A 24,769-nucleotide genomic window follows, 5' to 3' on the forward strand; every position below is an offset into this window, starting at 1 on the left:
CGGTCGCGATCCGAGGTCGGATACGCGACCGGCTCTGGCGCGGTGACTGCGTCGACCGTCAGGAGATGGTGCGTCCCGCGTTCGCGCCGTCGTGCCAGACGTTCCCGGTCATCGTGACGGCAGGCTTGCCGACGGAGGTGAACGGCCCGAAGGCGCCGCCCTGCGGGCTGACCGTCGTCGTGATCCGGTTGTTCGAGACCGTGATGTCGGACACCCGCGACAGGTCGTCCACTCCCGCCTCATACCCGCCGTAGAGGGTGTAGGCGCCGCCGCCGAGCAGGTTGTTGTCGATGACGATGCGTCGCATCGAGTCGGCGGACCCGGTCGAGAGCAGGATCGCGGAGGTCGAGCCCTTCGGCATGATCACCGTGTTGTGGCGGATCAGCACGTCGTCCGAGCCGAGGGACTGCATGCCGTCGTTGTGCGAGTCGGACGTCGTGACCAGGTCATGGATGTACGAGTCCTGCACGGTGACGTCGTCCCCGAGCTTCAGTCCGTCGACGGTGCTGTGGATGTTCACCCGGGTGAGGGTGTAGTTGCGTCCCGCGACGGCCGCGTCGTTGGAGGTGCTGCCCTTGCCGTCCAGCTCGCTGTCGACGATCTGCAGGTTCTTCGCTCCGGCGTCGTTCAGCACCAACCAGAAGCCCTGGGCCGAGATGCGGCTGTTCTTGATGGTCACGTTGCTCGCCGAGGCGGCGATGACCAGTGGCTTGGTGATGAGCTTGCCGTCGATGACGGTGCCGGCTTCGGTGATCGTCGAGGGGCCGGTGTACGGCGTCAGGGCGACTCCGGCCGGGACGCCGGTGCTCGAGGCGTCGGGGTAGCTGCCGCTTGCGACGGACGGGGTCGACGGGGCGGTCGACGTCGGCGTGGCGCTCGGCGTCGGGGTCGGCGTCGGGCTGGGCGTCGAGGTGGCGGTCGGCGTGGGCGTCGCGGTCGGGCTCGGCGTGGCGCTGGGCTCTGCGGCGGGCGTGGCAGCCGGCGTCGGGGTGGCCGACGGCATCGGCGTCGCGGTGTCCTTGTCGGCGGAGGAGCTGCGGTACCACGTCCGCTCCCCGTGCCTGGACGACGACCCGCTCCTGGAGTTCACGTAGGTGCCCGCCGTGCGCTTCGGTGCGCATCGGAACTCTGAAGAGATCCCGGACCAGGCGGTCCGGACGGCAGCGCTGCTCGTGGCGGCCTGGGCCGACGTGGTCCCGGAGCCGAAGCCCGTCACGCCGACTGCTGCCACGACGGTGAGCGCGGCCACCGCCGTCGCTACGAGGGACGTGGCCCGCGGTCGACGCCTGCTCAGGGCGTGTCGCGATCTGGATCCGTGCACGTGGGGTCTCCCGTCGGGACGACGCCGCCAAGGACGTGCTCGCCTGACCCTGAGGCAGGCGGACGCGGGGCATCGAAGGTAACTTTTCGGTAACGGTGCTGAACCATGAGAACACGTCGGCGCCGACGCTCCAAGAGTCACTCGATCGGAGCAGTGGCCCGGGATGGCCGCGTGCACCGTGAACTGCACAAACGGTCGGGGGTCCGCACCGCGGCCGTCTCAGATCGTGAGATCCTCAGTCGTCGAGCCGCCCCGTCCGCCCGAGCGGGGCGATCGCGGGTCCGTGCCCCGATGGCCCGTCGCCGACGTCCAGCGGTCGTCGGTGACACACAGCCGGGGCCGTGGCAGGCTGCTCGGCGTGCCGAGTTCCGTTCGTGTCTGCCCCGTCGACGGCGACAGCCTCGGCGACGTCGCGCTCTTCCTCCACGAGCAGCTGAACGGCCGTCTCTCCGCCGAGCAGTGGGCCCGCGCCATCGTGCCCCCGTGGCGCACCGACGCTGACGGTCACGGCGTGTGCCTGCGCGACGGCGACGCAGTCGTGGGCGTCTACCTCACCTTCACCTCGCGACGCGAGGTCGGCGCGTCGACCAGGCGCATCTGCAACCTCGCCGCGTGGTGCGTCGCCGACGACTACCGTCCCCATGCCCTCCGACTCCTGCGTGCGCTGCTCGCTTCGGGAGCCGACGTCTACACGGACCTGTCACCCAGCGGGTCCGTCGTCTCGATCGACGAGCGGCTGGGGTTCCGGCGGCTCGACACGACCACCTCACTTCGCGTGAACCTGCCGACGGTGCGGCCGCGCAACGGGCCCGAGGTCGTCACCGACGGTGCGCGAATAGCCGAACTGCTCACGGGTCGAGACGCCGAGATCTTCCGAGATCACCGCGACGCCGCTGCCGCGCATCACGTGGTCGTGCTCCTCGACGGGAAGCCGTGCTACGTCGTCTACCGGCGGGTCCGGCGCCGGAACCTGCCCCTCTTCGCCGCGCTCGTGCACGTCGGCGCGCCCCGGCTGTTCCCCCGCGCAGTGGACGCACTCGGCGGGCACCTCCTGCTTCGCGGAATGCCGCTGCTGCTCGCCGAGCACCGCATTTCGGGAGCTCCGCTCAACCGTTCCTTCACCGTGAGCGGCCGCCCGAAGCTCTTCCTGAGCGACCAGGTCGACGCCGCGGACATCGACGATCTCTACAGCGAGATCACCTGCGTCGCATGGTGACGGAGCGCAGGTGATCACCTGGCCCCGGCGACGGGCAGCACTATGCTGACGCCGTGATGACGGTCTGGCACGAGCTCCTCGCGTCGCGGGCAAGCACGGCTCCGGACGCGCCCGCCCTCTCCTACAAGGATGAGACGCTCACCTACGCCGAGCTCTGGCGCTCAGCGGCGATGTGCGGGTCCGGCTTCACGGAATTGGGGCTGCGTCGCGAGGATCGCGTCGCCGTGTTCCTCGAGAAGCGACCCGAGGCCGTGACAGCCTTCCTCGGTGCATCGGTGGCGGGCGGCGCCTTCGTGCCGATCAATCCACTGCTCAAGCCTTCCCAGGTCGCCCACATCGTGGCCGACTGCGGTGCACGAGTTCTCGTCACTTCCGCCGCAAGGCTCGAACTCCTCGGCGAGGTCCTCGCGCAATGCGAGGACCTCGAGCACGTCGTGGTCGTCGACGGGCCCGGAGCGCCGCGCGAAGGGATCGAGATCCACGCCTGGACGGATCTCCTCACGGCGGCGTCGGCGAGCCCTGTCCGGTCCGGCATCGACCTAGACGTGGCCGCGATCCTCTACACCTCCGGCAGCACGGGACTGCCCAAGGGTGTCGTCCTGAGTCACCGGAACCTCCTGGTCGGCGCGCAGAGCGTGAGCACGTACCTCGGGAACGTCGAGAGCGACGTGATCCTGTCCGTGCTCCCTCTGAGCTTCGACGCCGGCCTGTCGCAGGTGACCACTGCCTTCCACGCAGGTGCGCACGTGGTGCTGCTCAACTACCTCGTCCCCGCCGACGTCCCGCGCGCATGCGCCAGGTGGAACGTCACCGGCCTGACGTGCGTCCCGCCGCTCTGGATCCAGATCGCGGGCCTCGAGTGGCCGGACGCGGCCCGTGCTCGCATGCGGTACTTCGCGAACACCGGTGGGCGGATGCCCCGGACCGTGCTCGACCGCCTCCGCGCGGTGTTCGAGACGGCGAGCCCGTTCCTCATGTACGGACTCACCGAGGCGTTCCGGTCGACCTACCTCGACCCGGCGGAGGTCGACCGGCGACCGGACTCGATCGGCAAGGCGATCCCCAACGCCGAGATCGTCGTCGTCCGGCCGGATGGCTCGCGGTGCGAGCCGGGCGAACCCGGCGAGCTCGTTCATCGCGGCGCGCTCGTCGCGCTCGGATACTGGGGTGACCCGGAGCGGACGGCAGAACGGTTCCGGCCCGTTCCTGGACCCACCACCGGGCATCGGTTGCCAGAGATGGCTGTCTGGTCCGGCGACACCGTGGTCGCGGACGAGGAGGGCTTCCTGTATTTCGTGGGTCGCGCTGACGAGATGATCAAGACATCGGGCTACCGCGTCAGTCCGACAGAGGTCGAGGAGGCTGCCCTGCAGACCCGGCTCGTCGTCGACGCCGTCGCCTTCGGCGTGGACGATTCCCGGCTGGGCCAGCGCATCGTCCTCGTCGTGGCTCCGCCCGCGGGGCAGGGGCTCGATCCCGACCTGCTGATCAGAGAGCTGAGAGGCGTGCTGCCCGGCTTCATGGTGCCGGGAGAGGTCGTCGTCAGGGATGCGATCCCTCGGTCGCCCAACGGTAAGTACGATCGCACCCTCGTCCGGGCGGAGTACCCGTCATGACGACGATTTCCGCGTTCGGAGACGCCGACGGTGCGCTGACGGTGGGCGGCGTGCCGATCGACAGGCTTGCCCATCGGGTCGGTTCGACGCCGTTCTTCGCCTACGACCGGCGCCTCATCCTGGAACGCGTCGCCTTGCTGCGCGGGCTGCTGCCCGATCGCCTGAGCATCGGCTACGCGATCAAGGCGAATCCGATGCCTGCCGTCGTCCACCTGCTCGCCTCGTCGGTCGACGCGCTCGACGTGGCCAGTGCGCATGAGATGCGGGTCGCGCTCGACACCGGCGCAGAACCGGCGCGGGTCAGCTTCGCGGGACCCGGCAAGACCGACTCCGAGCTCGAGCAGGCGGTCGCCGCGGGCGTGACGATCGAGGTCGAGTCCTTCGGCGAGACACGGCGCACGGTGCGTGCGGGCGAGGTGGTCGGGGTCCGGCCGCGGGTTGCGATCCGGGTCAACCCCGACTTCGCGGTGCGCGGCTCAGGGATGCGGATGGGGGGTGGTCCTCAGCAGTTCGGCGTCGACGCCGAGCAGGTCCCCGACCTCATGCGGGAGGCCGACGCCGCAGGGGTCGAGCTCCTCGGCTTCCATGTGTTCGCCGGGTCCCAGAACCTGTCCGCCGACCTGCTCGCGCAGGCTCAGGCCCGGACCGTCGACCTGGTGCTCGCACTGAGCGTCGATGCACCGCAGCCCGTGCGGTACGTCAACCTCGGTGGCGGTTTCGGTGTCCCGTACTTCCCCCAGGACAAGGCGCTCGACATCGAGGCGGTGGCGGCGAACCTCACCGACCTGGTCGAGGGGCGGCTGACTCCTGCGCTCCCGGAGTCCTCGTTCGTCGTGGAGCTCGGCAGGTACCTCGTGGCCGAGGCCGGGGTCTACGTCACCCGGGTGGTCGACCGCAAGGTCTCCCGCGGCAGCGTCTACCTCGTCGTCGACGGCGGCATGCACCACCAGCTCGCGGCGTCCGGAAACCTCGGGCAGGTGATCCGCCGCAACTACCCCGTCGCGGTGGCCACGGCCGTCTCGGCGGAGCCCGAGGAGACCGTGACCGTCGTCGGTTGCCTCTGCACCCCGCTCGACCTCCTCGGCGACCGGGTCGAGCTCCCGCGGGCGGACGTCGGCGACCTCGTTGCGATCTTCCATGCGGGGGCGTACGGGCTCACCGCGAGCCCGACCGCCTTCCTGGGGCACCCGGCCCCGATCGAAGTCCTCGTCTGACCGACCGAAGGAGCCCCATGAGCGACGCACTGATCGAGGACGTCAAGGCGGTCCTCGTCTCGACCCTCGGGATCGAGGACCGGGCCGCCGGTATGACGGCGTCGAGCCCGCTCTTCGGTGCGGTTCCTGAGCTCGACTCTCTCGGTGTGCTCGAAGTGGTGACCTCGCTCGAGCGGAGCTTCGGCATCACCATCGACGACGAGGAGTTCAGCGGCGAGATCTTCGAGACCCTCGGCTCGCTGGCACGCTTCGTCGAGGGCAAGCGGGGCCCCGCGAGCGATCACTGAACGCGGCCGGCGGCGCCCTCAGGTGCCGGGCGGTGCGTCGTCCGGATGCAGCCGGACGAGGGCCCCGGCGATTCCGAGGGTGAGGAAGAACGTCCCCATCGTCATCGGGAATGCGAAGCCGTCGAAGAACGCGAGGGCGACCGCGCCGGCGGCGATGCCGGCAGCGAGCGAGAGAGCGAGGTCGGACGACTGGTCGTCCGACCATCGATGGCGGCGCCGGAGGAGCAGGACGATGGCGACCAGCGGGATCGCGACGAAGGCGACGGTGCCGAGGACTCCGCCGCTCACGAGGAGGCCGAGGTAGGTGTTGTCGAAGATCCGGTACTTCGGCAGGAACGTGCCGAGGCCCCGTCCGATCCATGGCGCGTCCTGGACGAACTGCAGGGCCACCGCGTAGCTGTCGGTCCTCGACAGGATGCTCGGGTCGTCCTTCGCCGTGATGAACATGCTCCGAACCGAGCGGAAGAGGTTGGGGACCGAGAGGCTCAGCAGGGCGCCACCACCGACGACGGCAGCCCCGATGCGCCACCGGATCCTCGGTGGCCACCCCACGAGGAGGACCAGCAGCGCAACCGCGAGGCTGAGATACGCCGACCGGGACATCGACAGCGCCAGTGCCAGCGAGATCGTTGCGGCCGGGAACCACCGGCGTACCATCCCTCGTCCTGCGGGGTGCAGCGCGCCGTGCAGGGCGAGCGGGAGCAGGATCGCGAGCAGAGCGCCGAACTCGATCGGGTGTGTCGCCGTCCCCGAGATCCGCACCTGGCCGTTCCGGAAGAACGAGTCGACGCCGTGGACGGCGGTGAGGCCGGGAATGGCGATGGCGTCGATCAGCACCCGCCGGGTGGCGTACTGGACGAGGCCGAGGAGGGCCATGAGCCCGCCGAGGAAGGCGAAGCGCCTCACCAGGGCCTCGACGTCGCTCAACCGTGCGAGACCGTCATGAGCCATGAGAAGGACGCCGGTCCACGAGATCGCGACGATCACCGCGACATCTGCCGGGCTGACCTCGTCCTGGTCGATCGGCCGGACCATGGCGGCGACGTAGCTGATCCCGACGCTCACGAGGAAGAGCACGAGAGCGAGCCGGATCGGTCGGCGCGGTGACGGCGTGCCGGACCGTCTCCAGAGCTGGGCGAGGAACCAGGCCAGGGCGCTGCCGAGGCCGAACAGCATCGAGGGAGCACCTGCGCTTCCCAACGGCGCGAAGACCAGACGCGACGGGATGGCGAAGAGGAGCACGATGTAGACCGTCAGCCAGCCGAACACCCCCGTGCGACGCAGCGTCGAGCGGGTGAAGACATGCGCCATATCAGGCCGCTACGCCCAGGGCACGATGAGGCGCCCGCCGCGCTCGCGCATCCGTTCGTCCTGCGTCGGCCGGGCGTCCGTGCGGCGCCGACCGGAGCGCATCCGCGACTGCCCGCTCGGCGGGGTAGCGCTCGCGGAGGGGCCGTCGTCCGACGTCGACCTCGCGATCGAGAGCTCCTCGTCGTCGGACCCGACCGTCGCATCTCCCTGATCCGACTCGGTGTCCCCTGAGCGCTCGACCTCGGCCGGGGCGGCCGAAGCGTCTGATTCCTCGGCCGGGGCGGCCGAAGCGTCCTCCTCGGCAGGGGCGGCTGCTGAGGCCTCCTCCGGGGTGCCGCTCTCGGTGTCGTCTGCCGCGCCGTTCTCGCTCTCCGGCTCGACGGGGCGCGTCGGTCGGCGGGTCCGGCGTAGCGACAGCAGCCTGTCGAGGCTCACCGTGCCGACGAGGGTGCCGACCATGCCGACGCCTGCGGCGGCGATGATCGCACGAAGGGTCGTGCCCATGACGGTCGTCGGTTCTGGGTCGATCGACAGCGGGGTCGACCTCACGCGTGACTCGGTGGGTGCGCTGACCCTGTCCTGGAGGCTCGTCAGGGCCGTCGGCACCTCGGCGATCGCGGCGTCCAATGCGGTCATGACGGTGGTGGAACTGGGGCCGAGCACGGTCATGATGATCAGCGGCCCGCGGGAGAGCGGGTCTTCGATGACCTCGTAGGTCGTCTCCGGGAACTGGGCCTCGAACGGTGCGCGCACCTCGTCGCCGGCGACGTACGCGACGACGAGGGACGCGGGTTGCTCGAGCCCGCCCAGCTGGAGGAGCGGGTTCGACCCGTCGGCGACCGTCGCATCGGCGGGGAGGAGGACGATGGTCGCTGTCGCGCTGTACGTCGGGGGGACAGCCTGGAAGGCCAGGAACGCGAGGCCGGTCGTCATCACCATCCCGGCGACGACGAGGTACCACCGTCGCAGCAAGGATGCTGCTACCACGTTGAGCTCCATGCACTGCCCCTGACAGTCCGGCCGGCGGGCCGCGCGGGCCGCGGCGTTCCTTCGAGGCTAGTGCCCGCTCCGCGCCTGGACGCCGCGCTCGCCGGATGCTGTCCGGTTTGTCACAGTATCTTCACCCGAGGTCGCGGCCGAGGAGCACATCGGCCGTGCCAGACTCGTGCTGGCCGGAGGAGAGGGGCGTCGGTGACGATCTGGGACACGCTGCAGGCGCTGGTGCGTCGGTGGTACGTCCTGCTGCTCGCCCTCGCGGTCGCCGCCGGGGGAAGCTACCTCGCCAAGCAGGCATCCGGGGTCTACTGGTCCCGCGCCGAGGTCACCTTCCTCGCGCCCAGCAGTGCGATCAACCCGAACACGCTGAAGGTCCGGTCGAGTGATCTCATCATCACGGCGGGCCTCGTCGCGAGGCAGATCAACGGGAACGCGATGTGGAACAAGATGGCGGACCCTGCTGCGACGATCGTCGGTGAGGGTGTCCTCGACGGGTGGGCGGTCCGCCTTCCCGACTACGGGGGCCAGTGGTCGACCGTCTACTCCCGGCAGGTGCTCGACGTGCAGGTGGTGGGCCCGACGATCGAGGACGTCCGTGCCCGGCAGCTCGAGCTCCTGGATCGCATCGACGCGGAACTCGCCGCCTTCCAGGAAGGAGTCGCTGCTTCGGACCTGGTCACGACAGAGGTCGTCCCGGCCGTCCCCCCGGTGTACTACGTCGGTGGGAGCGCGATGCGCGCGATCGCGATGATCTGCCTCTTGTCCGGGTCCGGCGCGCTCGCGCTCACGGTCCTGCTCGAGCACAGGGCCCGTCGACGCGTCCCGATCGCGCCAGGCGCCGACGCGGCAGCGGCCACCTAGCCGCCCGACCCGTCCTCCTCGCGCGACAGCACCCCCCGCAGGAGTGCCGCACGTTGAGCTCCGACGCGGTCGTAGCCGAAGTCAGCGGCCGCCGCCCTGGCCGCGGCCCCGCAGGACGACCGCGTCAGCGGGTCCTCGGCGAGGGTGCGGAGCGCCGCGGCGATCTGGCTCGGTGACGCAGGATCGACGATCATGCCCGTCTTGGCGTGCTCGACGAGGCGAGCGGCGCCCATCGGCGTGGTGATCACGGGAAGCCCGCAACCGGCCGCTTCGTAGGTCACCTGCGGTCCGCCCTCTTCGAGGGTGGGGAAGACGAACACGTCCGAGCCTGCGTAGATCGACCCTGGGTTGTCGGCGTAGCCCCACAGCCGGACGGTGCCCGTCCTCACGTGCTCCGCCACGAGGTCGGCGATCTCGGAGTCGACGGAACCGACGAGGACGAGCTCTCCGTCCAGATCGAGCGAGGACCAGGCCTCGAGCAGCTCCGGTACCCCCTTGCGGACCCCGATCCGCCCGACGAACACAGCGCGGAAGGGCACGGTCCGCTCGATCGGCTCGCCGCCGACGAAGCGTTCGGGGCGCCAGCCGAACGTGGTGGACAAGATCTGCTCGGGACGGATGCCGACGTCGAGGAGGGAGCGTTCGACCTCTGGATTCGACGCGAAGAGGTAGTCGTAGAGCGGCAGCTCAGCCGTCTCGCCGGCGATCGCCTCCGCGGTGACTCCGTGACTCGGCTCCAGGCCGAGCCGGGAGTAGGCCCGATCAAGGATCGGCCCCGAGGTCGCGAGGGCGGAGTTGATCATCTCTCGGACGGTGAGGATCCCGCGATCGCGCGCCTCGAGAACGAGCCGGGACGGGGTGCCGGGCCAGAAGTAGGCGATGGTCGATCGCGGGTCGGCCGTCGACAGGGCGCGGCGGAACTGCTCCTCCGCGCGACGGAGCGCCACGGTCTCGACGTACCGCCACGGCACCCGCCGCGCGAGCCCAGGAAACGGCTCGCGCACCCGCACGCCGTCGGGGAGCATGACGCGGCGTCGACCGGCGAAGACCTCGACGACCTCACCGGTACCGGCGATCCCCCCGGCGATCTGGGCGCAGCTCTCGGCTGGTCCGCGACCGCTGAAGGAGTAGGGCGCGTACACCAGGCATCGCATGCGCTCCGGCCCGCCCGCCCCTTCGCGGGCCCCCGCCGTGCTCATCCGCCCACCACCTGCGGCGACCACGCCTGCGGGACCAGCAGCACGGGGCTCGCGTCCTCTGCGAGGTCGATCGACCACACGTCGGTCACCCCCGGCTCGTCCGCGCGAGGAAGGCCGTACATGACCGTGTCGTCGTCGAGCCAGGCGATCTGGTCGTCGAAGCTGCGGGTCTCGCCCGTCAGGACCCGCTGGGAGCCGTCCCTCAGGTCGAGGATGCCGATCTCCCAGTGCACCGGATCGTTCGACGTCTGGACCTTGAAGCCGATCCGGGTGCCGTCCGGGGAGATCGACGGGCAGGCGCCGCCGTCCTGGATCGTCTCGACGGTCCGCTCGGAGAGGCTGCCCCGCACCAGCCAGGTGTGCCCGAGGGACTGCGACTGCGCGGTGGCGTAGAACGTGTCGTCGTCGGCGAAGGTGACGCCCCAGAGGTTGCGGTCGACCGGAGCGACCTCCTCGCCGTCGACGACGAGGGTGAACTCCTCGATGTCGAAGGAGTCGCCGCTCGTCAGGTCGTGCACGATCGTCTGGGTCGTGAAGCCGGTCGTGGTGTACGAGTGCCCGGTGACGAACGACGTCGTCGCGAGGAGTGTCTGGTCCGACGAGAGACGCGTCCGGCTCGGCACGCCGGGGAGGGGCCACGTCTCGGTCGTCTGCCACTGCGCGTCGAGCAGCTCTGCCTCGAAGCGCGTGGCGACGCCCCGGATCGTGCGCAGGCAGGCAGTCGCGGTGGCCCCTGCGGCGACGCGGTCGCACTCGACGTCGGTGAACGCCCGCGGGCCGCTCGGGTCGTCCAGGGGCACGAGGGCGACGAGCCCGTACTGGTCACCGGGGGCCGTCGAGCGGAACACGAGATGCGGGACCCCGGAGACCGAGGCGAGATCGGTGGCAGCCACCGGATCCGCCGCTGCGTCCTGCGCGGCGGCTCGGCGGTACTCCGTCACGCCGACGGCGGTGCCGACCCCGATCGCGACGGTGACGACCGCGAGCAGCGCCCAGACGCGTGGGGTGGGGCGGCTCATGAGCGGTCCTCCGGGCTCCTGGGCGCGCCGTCCGCGCCGGCATCGGACGGTACCGCGGTCTCGTCCTCCTCGCCCTGGTCGTCCGGAGGGGGCGCGGTGTCCAGGCCGCGCACGGCTCGGTAGGCGAAGGGAAGGGCGATGGCGAGGGCGCCCGCGACCACGAGCATCGCGGGCGCACGGCCCAGGCCGTACCAGAGGAAGCCGAAGCCGGCCGCGGAGACCATCCGGGCGACCGCGACGACGGTCTGCGCCGTGCCGATCGCCGTCCCGCGCACCGAGGCGTCGGCATGCTCACCGACCACCGCGGCGAGCACACCGTCGGTCGCGGCGTAGAACACGCCGAGGAGCGCGAGCGTGACGAGGGTCGTCCAGGCGCCGCCGAGGACCACCGCTGCGCTGAGGTACGCGGCCAGCAGGGCCACGTGCCCGACGATGAGCACCCGGGCGCGCCCCCACCGGTCGGCGAGCCGACCGATCGGCAGCGCGAGGCTCATGTAGGCGAGGTTGGTCCCGACGTAGAGCAGCGGGAACCACTGGGTGGCGAAGCCGTCGCGGGCCTGGAGCGAGAGGTAGACGAAACCGTCGCCCACGGTGAGCAGCGCGAGGCCGCCGACCGCGAGCAGCACCTTGCGGACGGCGGGGTTCGCGGCGGACCGCCAGGAGAACGGCCGACCGGCCGGGACGAGGCCCGGTACCCCGCAGGAGCATCCCTTGCACGAGGGCAGGCCGCGGGTCTCCCGGGTGCGGTGCTTCTCGAGCCACGCCGCGCGGCGGGGGCGCAGGTCCGGCGCGAAGAGGCCGAGCACGGCGAGCCCGACGACGGCGAAGCCGAGGGAGACGACGAACACCGTGTGGTAGCCGTTGGGGATGACGAGCAGGATCGCGAAGGCGATGAGCGGGCCGAGGGTGGCACCGACGGTGTCGAGCGTCCTGTGCACCCCGAACGACCGCGCAAGGGTCCGCGGCTCGCTGGCGGCGGTGATCATCGCGTCGCGGGGCGCTGTGCGGATCCCCTTGCCGAGCCGGTCGACGGTGATCATCGCGGCGACCCCGGCGAATCCCGAGGCGAGCAGGAGCCCCGCTCGAGACACTGCGGAGAGCCCGTAGCCGACGAAGGCCACCCACTTGGGGTGGTCACCGCGGTCCGCGGCCCAGCCGCCGGCGATGCGCACCAGGGCGCTGGCTCCCTGCAGGATCCCGTCGATGAAGCCGTAGGCGATCGTCGACAGGCCGAGGGCGGCGGTGATGTACAGGGGCAGGATCGCCGCCACCGACTCCGAGGAGATGTCGGTGAGCAGGCTGACGATCCCGAGGGTGACGACGGCGGAGGACACCCGCGTCGACCGGGCAGCGCGGGGCGGTCGCGTCCCGCCAGGTGCCGGCTCGGCGGGCAGGGAACCGGAGCGCGTCGATGCCGTCACCTCAGCCGCCCCTCACGAGGGTGCCGGCGAGCGTGAGCTCGGTCCCCCCTCCGGTGCGCGAGCGCACCGTGAGGACGACGCCGTCGGAGCCCCGGGAGAACTGGGTCGCCGTCGAGCCCTCGATCGCGACGCCCGGAGCAGAGGAGAACGACTGGGCGGCCAGCGCGGCGACGTATGCCGCCGTGACCTCGTCGGGGGACAGGTCGCTCGACCCCTGGAGGCCGAGCTGAAGGCGGTCGCCCTGGGAGCTCACCGACGAGCTCACCACGGTGATCTCGTCCAGCACCGGGACGATCGAGCTCGGGTAGCCGTCGACCAGTCGTCCCGTCGCGGAGGCCGTGGCGGGCATCGGGCCGGTGAGCACGACGATGTCGCCCGGGGGCACGAGGGCGGTCGCCGTCGGGGTCGGGTCCGGCAGGGTCTCGCTCGCTGAGCCGTCCGCACCGCTGCTTCCGCTCCCCTCGGTGGACCCGGCACCCTCGGTCCCGCCGCCGGACGGCTCCGTCCCACCGGAGCCGCCCTCCGAGGCCCCGGAGGAGACGGACGTGGACGAGGAGTCGGTGGGCTCGTCGCTCGAGGAGGTGCAGGCGGTGGCGCCGAGCATCGCCAGTGCGACGAGGAGCGCACCTGCGGGCCGGTCGACGCGGCGTGCCGCGGCCGTACGCGCGGTTCTCGGCATACGGGCTCCTCGGATCGGACAGATCGGACACCCGCAGGCTACTGGCGTCCACGTCGTCGTGAAACGCCGCCCGGCCGTTTCACCCGCTCGGCACCTCAGCCCGCGAGCGCCTCGTCGACCTCGCGCTCCAGGTGGGCGGCGATCTCCAGTGCGGCCGTCGCCGCGGGCGACGGGGCGTTGATCACGTGCACCTGGCGTGGGGCGGACCGGACGAGGAAGTCGTCGACGAGCCCCCCGTCACGGCGCAGCGCCTGAGCCCGGACGCCGGACGCGGTCGGTTCGAGGTGCTCGGCGGTGATGGAGGGGACGAGGCGCGCCAGGGACCGGGCGAAGAGGGCCCGGGAGAGGGAGCGTGCGACCTCGTGCGCCCCGGGGATCCAGTTCTGCGCACCGAGCCGCCACAGTCCCGGCCACGAGAACGCGTCGGCGATGTCGGCAGGTGAGACGTCCGACCAGCGGTAGCCCTCGCGGGCCAGCGCCAGGACGGCGTTCGGGCCGGCGTGGACGCCCCCCGTGACCATCCTGGTCAGGTGCACGCCGAGGAACGGGAAGCGCGGGTCGGGGACGGGGTAGATCAACCCCTGGACGAGATCGACGGCGTCGGCCCTCAGCTCGAAGTACTCGCCGCGGAAGGGCACGATCCGCGCGCCCGGATCGACCCCGCAGGCGAGCGCGACGCGGTCGGCCTGAAGACCGGCGCAGGCGATCAGGGCGTCGACAGCGCGGTCCTCGCGGGCTCCGGTGGCGTCGGTCAGGCGCACCTCCAGGCGACCGGGGCCCGGCCGCGCTGCGACGAAGGAGGTCCCCAGCCGCACGGTGCCGCCTGCGGACCGCACCTGGTCGGCCAGGACCGAGCAGACCGCGCGGTAGTCGACGATCCCGGTCGTCTCGACCCGCAGCGCACCCACGCAGGAGACGTGCGGCTCGTACTCGGCCGCCTCCTGCGGGTCGAGGAGGCGGGCCGGCACGCCGTTCGCCACGGCGCGCTCGGCGAGCCGGGAAAGGCCGGGGAGCTCCGAGCGGTCCACGGCCACCACGAGCTTGCCGGTCCGGCGGACCGCCACGCCGTGCTCCTGGGCGAAGGCGGTCATGCTCGCGGCGCCTGCCATGCCCATCCTGGCCTTGAGGCTCCCCGGCGCGTAGTAGAGGCCCGAGTGGATCACTCCGGAGTTGCGGCCGGTCTGGTGCTCCGCGAGCCCGTCCTCCTTGTCGACCACCGTCACCTCGTCGCCTCGGCGAGCGAGCCGTGCTGCCGTCGCCAGGCCGACGATCCCGCCGCCGACGACGAGGACCTTGGCCATGGGCTGCTCCGATCGACGGGCGGGGCGCGGAGCGGTCGCCCGCACGCCCAGCGGCCGCTCGCGCTGCCGCAGGTGCAGTCTTCCACCGCGGGGCGGCCGGCAGGTGGCGATCCCGTCGGTCGAGGGCGAACGGTGCGGCGCGGCGAGAACTCCTACACTCGTCTCGCCGCACGACCGACGGGCGGGTGCGTGACCGGGCTTCCGGTGGCCACCCGCGGACCGTCGACATCGGCGGGGCGTCGAGCGCGCCGCGCCCCCGAATCGCACCCGAAGGACCCATGGATCTCACCGGACTCCTGCCCGTTCTCGGCGCGGACCCCGCTGTCGCACGCTGGACCGACGCCTCCCGCGCACCGAGTCCTGCCGCGCGGACCGAGGAGCTCGACGTCGTCGCCCCATCGGGCGTGCGCCCTGCGCTGCTCGCCTCCCTGCTGGGGACCGCCGACGCGGGGAGGGGCGGCGACCGGCCGCCCGCCTGTCTCGTGGCCGTCGTCGCCACCGGCCGTGAGGCCGACGAGCTCGCCACCTCGCTGCGCTGCTACCTGCACGACGAGGACCCGAACGCGGTCGCCGTGCTGCCGTCCTGGGAGACGCTCCCGCACGAGCGGCTCTCGCCGCGCTCGGACACCGTCGCGCGTCGACTCGCCGTCTTCCGTCGGCTCGCGCACCCCGAGCAGGACGGCGGACTCGGTGGGCCGATCCGTGCGCTGGTGGTGCCCATCCGAGCCCTGCTCCAGCCCGTCGTCGAGGGCCTCGGCGAGCTCGTGCCCGTCGCGCTCCAGGCGGGGCAGACGGCGGACCTCTCCGCCGTGTCCGAGGCGCTCGCCGATGCCGCCTACTCGCGCGTCGACATGGTCGAGCGACGCGGGGAGTTCGCGGTCCGCGGCGGGCTGCTGGACGTCTTCCCGCCGACGGAGGATCACCCGCTGAGGATCGAGTTCTGGGGCGACCAGGTCGAGGAGATCCGCTGGTTCGCGGTCGCGGACCAGCGCAGCCTCGAGGTCGCACCCGGCGGGCTGTGGGCGCCGCCCTGCCGCGAGATCCTGCTCACGCCGGCGGTGCGCGAGCGCGCGCGGGCGCTCGCCGAGCAGCTGCCGGGCGCCGCGGACATGCTCGGGCGCCTGGCCGAGGGCATCGCGGTGGAGGGGATGGAGTCCCTCGCTCCCGTCCTGGTGGACCGGATGGTCCCGGTGGTCGAGCTGCTCGGCTCCGACTCCCTGGTCGTGGTGGTCGACCCGGAGCGGGTGCGGCGGCGTGCGCACGACCTGATGGCCACGACCCAGGAGTTCCTCGACGCCGCGTGGACGGCAGCGGCTGCGGGGGGCAGCACGCCGATCGACCTCCGTGCGGCCTCGTTCTCCTCGTTCGCCGAGACCCGGGAGCGGGCGCTGGACGCGCACCTCGGCTGGTGGTCGCTCTCGGGGTTCACCCTGTCCGCAGAGGCGGACGAGTCGGTCGCGGACGCCGACGCCGGGTCGCTCGTGGTCGCCGCACGCGATGTCCGCAGCTATCGCGGTGACGTCGCCGCGGCCCTGACGGACCTGCACGGGCTCCAGCGCGAGGGCTGGCGGATCGTGCTCACCACCGAGGGGCACGGTCCCGCGAACCGCATGGTCGAGCAGCTCCTGGCGGCGGAGGTCCCCGCCAGGCTCGTGTCGGGGGTCGGCGAGGCGCCCGAGCCGGGGGTGGTGCTGGTCACGCCGGCCCCCGCCGCTCGAGGGTTCGTCGCCCCGGATCTGCGGGTGGCCGTCCTCACCGAGGCCGATCTCACCGGTCGGGCGGGGACCTCGACGCGCGACATGCGGACGATGCCCTCCCGTCGCCGCAGCATGGTCGACCCCCTCGCGCTGCGACCGGGCGACTACGTCGTCCACGAGCAGCACGGCGTCGGCAAGTTCGTCGAGCTCACGGCCAGGACGATCGGTTCCGGGCCGAACGCCGGCACGCGCGAGTACCTGGTCATCGAGTACGCCTCGTCGAAGCGGGGTCAGCCGGGGGACCGTCTCTACGTCCCGACGGACCAGCTCGACCAGGTCACCAAGTACGTGGGCGGAGAGGCGCCGAGCCTCAACCGGATGGGTGGCTCGGACTGGGCCAAGACCAAGGGCAAGGCGCACAAGGCGGTCAAGGAGATCGCCGGCGAGCTCATCCGGCTGTACTCCGCGCGGATGGCGACGCCGGGTCACGCCTTCGGCCCCGACACCCCGTGGCAGGCCGAGCTCGAGGACGCCTTCGCCTACGTGGAGACCCCTGACCAGCTCGTCACGATCGACGAGGTCAAGGCGGACATGGAGAAGCCGTACCCGATGGACCGGCTGGTCTGCGGGGACGTCGGCTACGGAAAGACGGAGATCGCGGTGCGGGCCGCCTTCAAGGCCGTGCAGGACGGCAAGCAGGTCGCCGTGCTGGTCCCCACGACCCTCCTGGTCCAGCAGCACCTCGACACGTTCAGCGAGCGCTACGCGCAGTTCCCGGTGACCGTCAAGGCCCTGTCCCGCTTCCAGACGGATTCCGAGTCGACGGAGGTCGTCGAGGGGCTCGCCGACGGCAGCATCGACGTCGTCATCGGCACGCACCGGCTCATCACGGGACAGGTGCGCTTCAAGGACCTGGGGCTGGTGGTCATCGACGAGGAGCAGCGCTTCGGCGTCGAGCACAAGGAGACGCTCAAGGCGCTGCGCACGGACGTGGACGTCCTCGCGATGAGTGCGACGCCGATCCCGCGCACCCTCGAGATGGCCGTCACGGGCATCCGTGAGATGTCGACCCTCGCGACCCCGCCAGAGGAGCGGCACCCGGTGCTCTCCTACGTCGGGGCGTACGACCAGAAGCAGGTCACCGCCGCCATCCGCCGCGAGCTGCTGCGCGAGGGGCAGGTCTTCTACGTGCACAACCGCGTGGAGTCGATCGACCGTGCGGCCGCGCGGCTGGCCGAGCTGGTCCCGGAGGCCAGGATCGCCGTCGCCCACGGGAAGATGGGCGAGCACCAGCTCGAGCAGGTCATCGTCGACTTCTGGGAGAAGAGGTTCGACGTCCTCGTCAGCACGACGATCGTCGAGACCGGTCTGGACATCTCGAACGCGAACACGTTGATCCTGGAGCGGGCGGACCTGCTGGGCCTGTCCCAGCTGCACCAGCTCCGCGGGCGCGTGGGCCGTGGGCGTGAGCGCGCCTACGCCTACTTCATGTACCCGCCGGAGAAGCCGCTCACCGAGACGGCGCACGACCGCCTCCAGACGATCGCCGCGAACACCGACCTCGGCTCGGGCATGGCCGTGGCGATGAAGGACCTGGAGATCCGTGGGGCGGGCAACCTGCTCGGCGGCGAGCAGTCGGGCCATATCGCCGGGGTCGGCTTCGACCTGTACATCCGGATGGTCGGCGAGGCCGTCGCCGCCTTCCGCGGCGAACCCGACCCGACCCCGGCCGAGGTCACCCTCGAGCTCCCGGTCGACGCCCACGTGCCCACCGACTACATCGGGCACGAGCGGCTGCGCCTCGAGGCCTACCGGAAGATCGCCGACGCCACGACGGACGAGGCGCTCGCCGCCGTGCGCGAGGAGCTGGTCGACCGGTACGGGCTCCTGCCGGCTCCTGTCGAGTCGCTCCTGGAGGTCGCGACGTTCCGCAACCTCGCCCGGTCCGTCGGGCTGACCGACGTCACGGCCCAGGGGACGATGGTGCGCTTCGCCCCGGTCGAGCTGCCGGAGTCGGCGGAGCTGCGCCTGCGCCGCGTCTACCCGGGCACGGTCCTCAAGCCCGCCCTGCGCACGATCCTCGTGCCGTTCCCGCGTACGGCGAAGGTCGGCGGGAAGCCGCTGGGCGGAGCGGCGATCCTCGCCTGGGCCCGCGAGCTCGTCGAGCAGGTGCTCGTACGCGCCTGAGCGCACCCGGCCGGCTGCCTGCTCCCTGCGGGCCGCTCCGTCCCGTCGGGCGGCCCCTGTCCTCGCGCCGGCGCGACGCCGCCTACGATGGTCCCCGCACGGGCGCCGCGGGGTGCCCGTCGTCGGAGGAGGTCGTTCTGGTGAGGATCCTCAGGCCCGTGGTCGGTGCCGTCGTCGTCGCTGCGTCCCTTGCGGCGTGCTCGGTCCATCCGGGCGCCGCTGCAGTCGTCGACGGGCGAGTCATCTCGCAGGACGAGCTCCAGGTCGCCCAGAAGGAGCTGGCGCCGATCCTCGTGGGCGCCACGGCCTCCGACATCCTCGCTGTGCTCATCGCGGCCCCCGAGTACGCGGCCGCCGCCTCGGAGAACGGCGTGGGCGTCTCGACCGCCGATGCGGAGCAGCTCCTTGCCGAGGCGACCGCCTCTGCCGGGATCACCGAGGTCGTGGACTACGGTCCCGGGGCGCTCGACGTCGCGCTCTTCTCGCTGGCGAACGCGAACCTCTCCGACCTCGCCGACGGGGAGGACGTCCTCGCCGAGGTCCAGGCTGAGGTGCTCGCCCAGGACGTCACCGTGAACCCCCGCTACGGGACCTTCGACGAGACGACCGGTCGGGTCGAGCTGACCGACCCTGTGTGGATCGCCGCAGACCCCACCTCGTGACGCCCGACCAGCGTCCTCGCCGGCCGGGGGAGGCCGTGGCCGACCTCGTCCAGGTGATGGACCGGCTCCGCTCGCCCGGGGGCTGCCCGTGGGACGCCGAGCAGACCCATGAGTCGCTCGTCCCGTACGCGATCGAGGAGGTCTTCGAGGTCGCCGAGGCGATCGAGACCGGCGACCGCGTCAACCTGCGCGAGGAGCTCGGTGACCTGCTCCTGCAGGTCGTCTTCCATGCGAGGGTCGCGGCCGAGGACCCCGAGGACCCCTTCGACCTGGACGAGGTGGCCGCCGGCATCTCCGCGAAGCTGCGCAGGAGGCACCCCCATGTCTTCGTCGACGGGGCGCAGGTCGACGACGCCGAGGAGGTGCACCGGCGCTGGGAGACGATCAAGCAGGAGGAGAAGGCGCGCGACTCGGTCTTCGACGGCATCCCGCTGGGCATGCCCGCGCTGTCCCGAGCGCAGAAGGTGCTCGGCCGGGCGCGACGAGCAGGCCTGCCCCTGCCCGCTCCGGCCGCGATCACGGACGAGGACTCCCTCGGCGACGCGCTGCTGGCCCTCGTGGCGGCGGCCCAGTCCTCCGGGTGGGAGGCGGAGGGCGCGCTGCGCTCGGCCGTGCGGCGCTACGAGGCGAGCAGTCGCGCCGCCGAGCCGAACCGCGCGGAGGGAACCGAGCGGTCGGACGGCGGGGCCTGAGTCGTCTCAGCCCTCGATGGACCCACCGCGGAGGGCCCCGGGCCCGCGGCCCCGCACGAAGGCCCGCAGCTCCCCGTCCCGGTCGAGGTCGACGTACGGCCGTCCCTCGGCGTCCGTCGTCGCGTCGGCAGGCGGGGGGACGACGACCTCGGGGTCCGTCGTCCTGCCGAGCATGCGGTCGAAAACGCCGACATAGGCGACGGCCTGGGGCCGCCAGTCCATCAGGGCGACGGCACGCTCGCGGGCGTCGACGGACATCTCGACCCGCAGCTCCGGGTCGTCGAGCAGGCGCTCCACGGCGTCGGCGAAGGCAGGGACGTCCCCCGAGGTCACGTAGAGCCCGCAGGGGCCGCCCGAGATCTGGGTCTCGGCGAGGTCGAAGGAGACCGACGGCACCGCGTAGGCCATGTACTCCATCGTCTTGTTCATCGTCGAGAGGTCGTTCAGCGGGGTCTTGCGGTCGGGTCCGAGCCCGACGCTCGCCGCGGAGAGGTAGTCGGCGATCGGCCCCGGCCCGACCCGGCCGGTGAACTCCACGACGTCGTCGAGCCCGAGCCCGGTGCAGGTGCGGCGCAGGTCCTCCAGGCAGTCGCCGAAGCCGAGCAGGGCCGCGCGGACGTCGGTGCGCCCGCGGCGGTGGACCAGCTCGTCCATGACCTCCAGGACGACGTGCACGTCGTCCTGCGGGCCCATGATGCCGAGGTACGCGAGCAGGTGCTTGCCCTCGCTGTGGTCCTGCGCCGGCACCACGGGACGCATGACGGAGGTGTCGGGGCCCGAGCGCACGACGGTCACGTCCTGCGGGGCGAGCCCGCCGCGCCGCACCGCGACGGCCTTGTAGGACTCGTTGGTGGAGATGACCTGGTGGGCCGCGGCGAAGGTCTGCCGCTCGAGCCACTCCAGTCCGCGGAGCTGGGCCCGCCGTGCGGCGGTGCCGGGCCGCCCGAAGCGCGAGAGGAAGAGCTCGGGGTTGAGGTCGTGGTGGTCGAAGACGAACCGCACCCCCCACGGGCGCCAGAGCCGGGCGAGCAGCCAGTAGGTGTCCGGGGGGTTGCACGCCTGGATGACGTCGAATCCGCGTTCGCGGCGGACGACGAGGGACAGGGCCGTCGTGCGCAGCCAGCTGTAGGCGAACTCGATCACGAAGCCCAGCAGGTTCTGGGCCTCGGGTGCGGGCCGGTACTTGTAGAGCGCCACACCGTCGACGACCTCGCGAGCGGGGTCACCCGGCCCCTTCGGGCAGATGACGCTCACCTGGTAGCCGGCCCTGCGCAGCGCCTGGCACTCGAGCCAGACGCGCCTGTCGAGGGGAACGGGCAGGTTCTGCACGATGATCAGGACCCGCGGTGGAGACGAGTCGTCCCGGCGGGCTCGGGGGAAGGTGCGCATCGGACCTCCTGGAGTCGTGCATCGCGCGGGCGTCGACTGCTGTGCGGCCCGGTGCCGTCGTCCCGTGCTGCGGGCTCTCGAACCCTAGCGTCCCGTGGCCCGGCGGCCACGGCGGGCCCGCCCGCCCCCGCCTCGCGGGCACCCAGCGCCCCGTCGGCCTCGTCCGGGACGGTGATCCGCGCCCCGTCGGTGCAGGGGTAGTACCCCCAGGGGTACGGCGCGAGGGTCGTTGGTCACCCTCCGCCCCTCCCGAGGCGGGGATCATTGACAGGGTATGGGTGTGCTCGTGGCACACCCTGCCTGCGGCGTGGGCGACCCCGACGCCGCCGTCGGGTACGCGATAGCGTGCCGTCGCCATCCGGTCGCGCTGCAGGGCAGGTCCGAGAGGTCGATCCGGGTGGCTCGGCGAAGGCGAGCGGATCGGTCGCGCGGTGCCCGGCACCGGGAACCCGCACGGGACACGAGGGACAGGAGCAGCAGATGAGGATCGGGGTGCCGCGCGAGGCGCGGCCAGGCGAGCGGTTGGTGGCGGCCACACCGACCACCGTCGGCCAGCTCACCGCGCTCGGGTACGAGGTGACCGTCGAGAGCGGGGCCGGCGCGGCAGCGACCATGTCCGACGACGCCTACCGCGAGGCGGGTGCGACGATCGTCGACGCCGGGACGGTCTGGACGGCGGACATCGTCACGGCGGTGAACACGCCGGACGAGGCGCAGCTCGACGCGATGACCCCCGGCTCGACGCTCGTCTCGATGATGACCCCCGGCGCCCGTCCCGACCTCGTCTCGGGGCTCGCCGAGCGCAAGATCACCGGGATGGCGCTGGACGCCGTCCCGCGCATCTCCCGGGCGCAGGCCCTCGACGTGCTCAGCACCCTCAGCAACGTCGCCGGCTACCGCGCGGTGATCGAGGCGGCGGAGTCCTACGGCGGGATGTTCACCGGTCAGGTGACCGCAGCGGGCAAGACGGCCCCCGCCCACGTCTTCGTGATCGGCGCCGGCGTCGCCGGGCTGGCCGCGATCGGCACCGCAGCGAGCCTCGGCGCGCAGGTCCGCGCCTTCGACGTCCGGCCGGAGGTCGGCGAGCAGATCGAGTCGATGGGCGCGCAGTTCGTCCAGGCGGAGGCAGCCCAGCAGCAGGTCAGCTCCGACGGTTACGCGGCGGCGCTGACAGACGAGCAGGAGAAGCTCACCGCGAAGATGTACGCGGCGGAGTCGGCCAAGGCCGACGTCGTCATCACGACGGCGCTGGTGAGGGGCTCGGCCCCGCGCACCATCAGCGCCGAGATGGTCGCGGCCATGCGGCCGGGAAGCGTCATCGTCGACCTCGCGGCCTCCGGCGGCGGCAACTGCGAGCTCACCGTCCCCGGCGAGAAGATCGTCACCGAGAACGGCGTGACGATCATCGGCTGGACGGACCTGACGAGCCGGCTGCCCAAGCACACCTCCCAGCTCTTCGGCACCAACATCGTCAACCTCATGAAGCTCCTGACCCCCGGCAAGGACGGCACCCTCGTGCTGGACCTCGAGGACCAGGTGCAGCGGGGGATGACGGTCTCCCACTCCGGTGAGGTGCTGTGGCCGCCGCCGCCCGTGCAGGTCTCGGCCGCACCCGCCGCGGCCGTCGCCCCGGTGGCCGTCGAGGACCCGGCAGTGGTCGCGGCCCGCGAGGCCGCCGCCCAGTCGGCCCGACTGCGTCGGCGACTGGTCTCCTCGGGGATCGCCGCAGCCCTGGTGATCCTCGCGGTGACGTTCTCCCCGGCGAGCCTCGCGGGCTACTTCACCGTCTTCGCCCTGGCGGTCGTCGTCGGCTACTACGTGATCAGCGGCGTCTCGCACTCGCTGCACACCCCGCTGATGGCCCAGACCAACGCGATCTCGGGGATCATCCTGGTCGGCGCGCTGCTCCAGCTCGGGTCGACGGACCTGGCGGTCGCCGTCATGTCCTTCGTCGCGGCGACCATCGCCTCGATCAACATCTTCGGCGGGTTCCTGGTGTCCTACCGGATGCTCGGCATGTTCCGTAAGGAGGCATGAGGATGCTGCTCCAGTTCATCCAGGCGCTCTACATCGTCGCCGCGATCCTGTTCATCCTGTCGCTCGCCGGGCTGTCCAAGCAGTCCACCGCGCGCATGGGCAACATGCTCGGCATGGTCGGCATGGTGCTGGCCCTCGGCGCGACCATCGCCCACTCGCTCCACCTCTCGGACACCGAGCCGCACCGCCGTTCCGTCGGCGTCACCCTGCTGCTCATCCTCGTGGTGCTCGCGCTCGGTGCCGTGATCGGCACCCCGATCGCGCGCAAGGTCGAGATGACCCAGATGCCGGAGCTCATCGCGATGCTGCACTCCTTCGTGGGGATGGCAGCGGTGCTGGTCGGCTTCAACTCCTTCCTCGCCCCCGAGGGGCAGGCCGGTGCCGTGCACCTCGTCGAGGTCGGGCTCGGGGTCTTCATCGGCGCCTACACCTTCACCGGGTCCGTGGTCGCCTACCTCAAGCTCTCGGCCAAGATGTCGAGCAAGCCGCTCGTGCTGCCGGGGCGCAACATGCTCAACCTCGGTGCCTTCGTCGTCTTCCTCGCGCTGCTGATCGGGCTCGTCTCGATCCCCTCCGCGAGCGTCGGGCTCGGGGTCGTGGTGGTCGCGGCGATCGCGCTGATCGGCTTCGCGCTCGGCTACCACATGGTGGCTGCCATCGGCGGCGGTGACATGCCCGTCGTGGTGTCGATGCTCAACAGCTACTCCGGCTGGGCGGCCGCGGCCGCCGGGTTCATGCTCGGCAACAACCTGCTCATCATCACCGGGGCGCTCGTGGGCTCCTCCGGTGCGATCCTCTCCTACATCATGTGCCGGGCGATGAACCGCTCGTTCATCTCGGTCATCCTCGGTGGCTTCGGCGTCGAGGGCGGGACCGTCGCGGCGAGCAGCGAGGACCACGGCGAGCACCGCGAGATCCTCGCGCCGGCCGTGGCCGAGCTCCTCACCGAGGCGCGTCGCGTCATCATCACCCCGGGCTACGGCATGGCCGTCGCCAAGGCGCAGTACCCCGTCGCCGACCTCGTGCACCGACTGCGGGCGTCCGGCGTGCAGGTGACGTTCGGTGTGCACCCGGTCGCGGGTCGCCTGCCCGGGCACATGAACGTGCTCCTCGCCGAGGCCAAGGTGCCGTACGACATCGTCCTGGAGATGGACGAGATCAACGCGGACTTCGCCGGCACGGACGTCGTCCTGGTCATCGGGGCGAACGACACCGTCAACCCGGCGGCCCTGGAGGACCCGTCCTCGCCGATCGCCGGGATGCCGGTGCTCGAGGTGTGGAACGCCAAGCAGGTCATCGTCTTCAAGCGCTCGATGGCCACCGGCTACGCGGGCGTGCAGAACCCGCTCTTCTTCCGGGAGAACACCGCGATGCTCTTCGGCGACGCGAAGGACCAGGTGGAGAAGATCATCGCGGCCCTGCCCGCGAAGGTGCCCGCCTGACGCTCGGGTCCCTGCTCGTCCCGGTCGCCGGGTCCGCTCATGCGGGCCCGGCGATCGTCGTCCCAGCCCGTGGATGCCTTGTTCGAACGTCCCGACCCATCGGCGCGGAACGGCACTACGCTGGACGGTGGCCGGTTGACGAAGACCGGCGGCCGGAACCGGCCGCCGACCGTTCGCACCAGCGAGCGGGTGGCGCCGGAGCACTGTCCAGCAGATCCACGA

The 24,769-nt window shown here is 71.7% G+C and carries 19 protein-coding genes; 10 read left to right on the top strand and 9 right to left on the bottom strand.

Going from position 1 to position 24,769, the window contains the following annotated elements; translation table 11 throughout:
• Positions 1-58: 58 nt before the first annotated feature.
• On the bottom strand, positions 59-1,249 hold the full coding sequence (locus tag ABWK99_RS02325) for a hypothetical protein (RefSeq protein WP_372593079.1): 1,191 nt from the start codon (positions 1,247-1,249) through the stop codon (positions 59-61).
• A gap of 430 nt (positions 1,250-1,679) precedes the next feature.
• Here ABWK99_RS02325 and ABWK99_RS02330 point away from each other — a divergent pair, with 430 nt between their 5' ends.
• The 4 genes from ABWK99_RS02330 to ABWK99_RS02345 are packed head-to-tail and all read left to right on the top strand — an operon-like array spanning position 1,680 to position 5,654.
• Positions 1,680-2,537 (top strand): hypothetical protein, encoded by an 858-nt coding sequence (locus ABWK99_RS02330; protein WP_372593080.1) that lies wholly within the window; start codon positions 1,680-1,682, stop codon positions 2,535-2,537.
• 56 nt (positions 2,538-2,593) lie between these two features.
• A complete protein-coding gene (locus ABWK99_RS02335) occupies positions 2,594-4,153 on the top strand; it encodes an acyl-CoA ligase (AMP-forming), exosortase A system-associated (protein WP_372593096.1) in 1,560 nt (519 codons plus the stop codon).
• The gene (locus ABWK99_RS02340) at positions 4,150-5,367 is read left to right on the top strand and encodes a pyridoxal-dependent decarboxylase, exosortase A system-associated (protein ID WP_372593081.1); all 1,218 of its coding nucleotides are present in this window, start codon (positions 4,150-4,152) and stop codon (positions 5,365-5,367) included. Before ABWK99_RS02335 ends, ABWK99_RS02340 begins: the two co-directional genes overlap by 4 nt.
• A gap of 17 nt (positions 5,368-5,384) precedes the next feature.
• The gene (locus tag ABWK99_RS02345; RefSeq protein ID WP_372593082.1) at positions 5,385-5,654 is read left to right on the top strand and encodes an acyl carrier protein; all 270 of its coding nucleotides are present in this window, start codon (positions 5,385-5,387) and stop codon (positions 5,652-5,654) included.
• A gap of 18 nt (positions 5,655-5,672) precedes the next feature.
• Here ABWK99_RS02345 and ABWK99_RS02350 read toward each other — a convergent pair whose 3' ends face one another.
• Both ABWK99_RS02350 and ABWK99_RS02355 read right to left on the bottom strand, forming a co-directional pair.
• Positions 5,673-6,965: an O-antigen ligase family protein gene (locus ABWK99_RS02350; protein WP_372593083.1), complete on the bottom strand. Its 1,293-nt coding sequence runs from the start codon at positions 6,963-6,965 to the stop codon at positions 5,673-5,675.
• A 9-nt stretch (positions 6,966-6,974) separates the two neighbouring features.
• Positions 6,975-7,952, bottom strand: a complete 978-nt coding sequence (locus ABWK99_RS02355; RefSeq protein WP_372593084.1) for a hypothetical protein — start codon at positions 7,950-7,952, stop codon at positions 6,975-6,977.
• A gap of 204 nt (positions 7,953-8,156) precedes the next feature.
• On the opposite strand from ABWK99_RS02355, the gene ABWK99_RS02360 reads away from it, so the two are divergent.
• A complete protein-coding gene (locus tag ABWK99_RS02360) occupies positions 8,157-8,822 on the top strand; it encodes a hypothetical protein (protein WP_372593085.1) in 666 nt (221 codons plus the stop codon).
• Here the strand turns inward: ABWK99_RS02360 and ABWK99_RS02365 are convergent.
• The 5 genes from ABWK99_RS02365 to lhgO form a co-directional block, all read right to left on the bottom strand.
• On the bottom strand, positions 8,819-10,021 hold the full coding sequence (locus ABWK99_RS02365; protein WP_372593086.1) for a glycosyltransferase: 1,203 nt from the start codon (positions 10,019-10,021) through the stop codon (positions 8,819-8,821). The two genes, ABWK99_RS02360 and ABWK99_RS02365, sit on opposite strands and share 4 nt — an antisense overlap.
• The gene (locus ABWK99_RS02370) at positions 10,018-11,040 is read right to left on the bottom strand and encodes a hypothetical protein (protein WP_372593087.1); all 1,023 of its coding nucleotides are present in this window, start codon (positions 11,038-11,040) and stop codon (positions 10,018-10,020) included. Before ABWK99_RS02370 ends, ABWK99_RS02365 begins: the two co-directional genes overlap by 4 nt.
• A complete protein-coding gene (locus ABWK99_RS02375) occupies positions 11,037-12,461 on the bottom strand; it encodes an MFS transporter (RefSeq protein ID WP_372593088.1) in 1,425 nt (474 codons plus the stop codon). The genes ABWK99_RS02370 and ABWK99_RS02375 overlap by 4 nt, the downstream gene beginning before the upstream one ends.
• 1 nt (position 12,462) lies before the next feature.
• A complete protein-coding gene (locus ABWK99_RS02380) occupies positions 12,463-13,140 on the bottom strand; it encodes a hypothetical protein (RefSeq protein WP_372593089.1) in 678 nt (225 codons plus the stop codon).
• 95 nt (positions 13,141-13,235) lie between these two features.
• A complete protein-coding gene (lhgO, locus tag ABWK99_RS02385; protein WP_372593090.1) occupies positions 13,236-14,441 on the bottom strand; it encodes an L-2-hydroxyglutarate oxidase in 1,206 nt (401 codons plus the stop codon).
• Between the two features lie 278 nt (positions 14,442-14,719).
• Between lhgO and mfd the strand changes: the two genes are divergently transcribed.
• The 3 genes from mfd to ABWK99_RS02400 all read left to right on the top strand — a co-directional run bounded on the left by mfd (position 14,720) and on the right by ABWK99_RS02400 (position 19,679).
• Complete coding sequence (mfd, locus tag ABWK99_RS02390) at positions 14,720-18,325, top strand: transcription-repair coupling factor (RefSeq protein ID WP_372593091.1); 3,606 nt, start codon at positions 14,720-14,722, stop codon at positions 18,323-18,325.
• Between the two features lie 140 nt (positions 18,326-18,465).
• Positions 18,466-18,987 carry a hypothetical protein gene (locus tag ABWK99_RS02395; RefSeq protein WP_372593092.1) on the top strand — a complete coding sequence of 174 codons (522 nt, stop codon included), beginning with the start codon at positions 18,466-18,468 and terminating at the stop codon, positions 18,985-18,987.
• A 35-nt stretch (positions 18,988-19,022) separates the two neighbouring features.
• The gene (locus ABWK99_RS02400; RefSeq protein WP_372593093.1) at positions 19,023-19,679 is read left to right on the top strand and encodes a MazG family protein; all 657 of its coding nucleotides are present in this window, start codon (positions 19,023-19,025) and stop codon (positions 19,677-19,679) included.
• 6 nt (positions 19,680-19,685) lie between these two features.
• On the opposite strand, the gene ABWK99_RS02405 is transcribed toward ABWK99_RS02400, so the two are convergent.
• Entirely contained in the window at positions 19,686-21,068 is a 1,383-nt protein-coding gene (locus tag ABWK99_RS02405; protein ID WP_372593094.1) for a glycosyltransferase family 4 protein, read from the bottom strand.
• A gap of 480 nt (positions 21,069-21,548) precedes the next feature.
• On the opposite strand from ABWK99_RS02405, the gene ABWK99_RS02410 reads away from it, so the two are divergent.
• Together ABWK99_RS02410 and pntB are read left to right on the top strand one after the other, a co-directional pair.
• Positions 21,549-23,105, top strand: coding sequence for a Re/Si-specific NAD(P)(+) transhydrogenase subunit alpha (locus ABWK99_RS02410; protein ID WP_372593095.1), 1,557 nt, complete (start codon positions 21,549-21,551; stop codon positions 23,103-23,105).
• 2 nt (positions 23,106-23,107) lie between these two features.
• Entirely contained in the window at positions 23,108-24,547 is a 1,440-nt protein-coding gene (gene pntB, locus ABWK99_RS02415; protein WP_372593097.1) for a Re/Si-specific NAD(P)(+) transhydrogenase subunit beta, read from the top strand.
• Positions 24,548-24,769 lie beyond the last annotated feature (222 nt).

This window comes from Actinotalea sp. (assembly GCF_041597215.1).
GTDB lineage: Bacteria > Actinomycetota > Actinomycetes > Actinomycetales > Cellulomonadaceae > Actinotalea.

What these genes read in the sequence shown, in the direction of transcription:
- ABWK99_RS02335 (WP_372593096.1), top strand. Translation starts at nt 2,594, where the DNA reads ATGACGGTCTGGCACGAGCTCCTCGCGTCGCGGGCAAGCACGGCTCCG.
- ABWK99_RS02340 (WP_372593081.1), top strand. Translation starts at nt 4,150, where the DNA reads ATGACGACGATTTCCGCGTTCGGAGACGCCGACGGTGCGCTGACGGTG.
- ABWK99_RS02345 (WP_372593082.1), top strand. Translation starts at nt 5,385, where the DNA reads ATGAGCGACGCACTGATCGAGGACGTCAAGGCGGTCCTCGTCTCGACC.
- ABWK99_RS02350 (WP_372593083.1), bottom strand. Translation starts at nt 6,965, where the DNA reads ATGGCGCATGTCTTCACCCGCTCGACGCTGCGTCGCACGGGGGTGTTC.
- ABWK99_RS02365 (WP_372593086.1), bottom strand. Translation starts at nt 10,021, where the DNA reads ATGAGCACGGCGGGGGCCCGCGAAGGGGCGGGCGGGCCGGAGCGCATG.
- ABWK99_RS02370 (WP_372593087.1), bottom strand. Translation starts at nt 11,040, where the DNA reads ATGAGCCGCCCCACCCCACGCGTCTGGGCGCTGCTCGCGGTCGTCACC.
- ABWK99_RS02380 (WP_372593089.1), bottom strand. Translation starts at nt 13,140, where the DNA reads ATGCCGAGAACCGCGCGTACGGCCGCGGCACGCCGCGTCGACCGGCCC.
- lhgO (WP_372593090.1), bottom strand. Translation starts at nt 14,441, where the DNA reads ATGGCCAAGGTCCTCGTCGTCGGCGGCGGGATCGTCGGCCTGGCGACG.
- mfd (WP_372593091.1), top strand. Translation starts at nt 14,720, where the DNA reads ATGGATCTCACCGGACTCCTGCCCGTTCTCGGCGCGGACCCCGCTGTC.
- ABWK99_RS02405 (WP_372593094.1), bottom strand. Translation starts at nt 21,068, where the DNA reads ATGCGCACCTTCCCCCGAGCCCGCCGGGACGACTCGTCTCCACCGCGG.
- ABWK99_RS02410 (WP_372593095.1), top strand. Translation starts at nt 21,549, where the DNA reads ATGAGGATCGGGGTGCCGCGCGAGGCGCGGCCAGGCGAGCGGTTGGTG.
- pntB (WP_372593097.1), top strand. Translation starts at nt 23,108, where the DNA reads ATGCTGCTCCAGTTCATCCAGGCGCTCTACATCGTCGCCGCGATCCTG.